This window comes from Saccharopolyspora cebuensis (genome assembly GCF_039542665.1).
GTDB classification, from domain to species: Bacteria; Actinomycetota; Actinomycetes; order Mycobacteriales; family Pseudonocardiaceae; genus Saccharopolyspora; species Saccharopolyspora cebuensis.
In genome coordinates this window covers 1-818 of record NZ_BAABII010000048.1, presented here as the reverse complement: position 1 = coordinate 818, position 818 = coordinate 1, and the positions used below count along the sequence as shown (strand labels likewise).

Here is an 818-nt window from a genome sequence, read left to right as displayed (position 1 = left end):
CGCGAGATGTCATCACTGACGAGGTTTGGGAGCTGATCCAGGACGTGTTCCCGCCGGTGAGGACGCGGGGCCGTCCGCCGGTAGATCGACGCACGGTGGTCGAGGCGACCGCGTGGCGGTTCCGGACGGGCTCAGCATGGCGGGACCTGCCCGAGCGGTTCGGGAGCTGGAACACGGTTTACAAGAACTTCCGCCGGTGGGCCGCCGCGGGCGTCTGGGACGACCTGCTCACTCACGTGCAGAAGCGAGCGTCGTTGGCAGGAGAGATCGACTGGGTTGTGTCGGTGGACTCGTCGATCGCGCGTGTGCATCAGCACGGAGCGACGATGAGGCGGGTCACGGGGGGCTCCATCGAACTACAAGAAGGCCGGGCTGGAACCGCCTGATCACGCGATCGGCCGGTCACGGGGCGGTGTGACGACGAAGATCCACCTCGTCTGCGATGGGCAGGCCCGGGCTCTGGCGTTCGTACTGACCGGCGGGCAGGTCGCGGACACGAGCATGTTCACCGACGTGCTCGACGAGATCCACGTCCCCGGCCGGGGCCCTGCGCGCACACGCCCGGACCGCGTGCTCGCAGACAAGGGGTACCCGTCGAAGACGAACCGGGGCTGGCTACGCGAGCGCGGTATCAAGGCCACCATCCCCGAGCGCGCCGACCAGATCGCGAACCGGCGCACGCGGCCAGGCCGCCCGATCGACTTCGGCAACGAGCAGAAGGAACGCTACAAGGGCCGCAACGTCGTCGAGCGGTGCTTCAACGCGTTGAAACAGTGGCGAGGACTCGCATCGCGGTTCGACAAGACGGCCTGCTCATA

Annotated in this window: 1 pseudogene; it reads left to right on the top strand. The window is 67.6% G+C overall.

Annotated elements, in window-relative coordinates:
* A pseudogene (locus ABD976_RS29555) lies at nucleotides 1-818 on the top strand (IS5 family transposase); the annotation flags it as partial.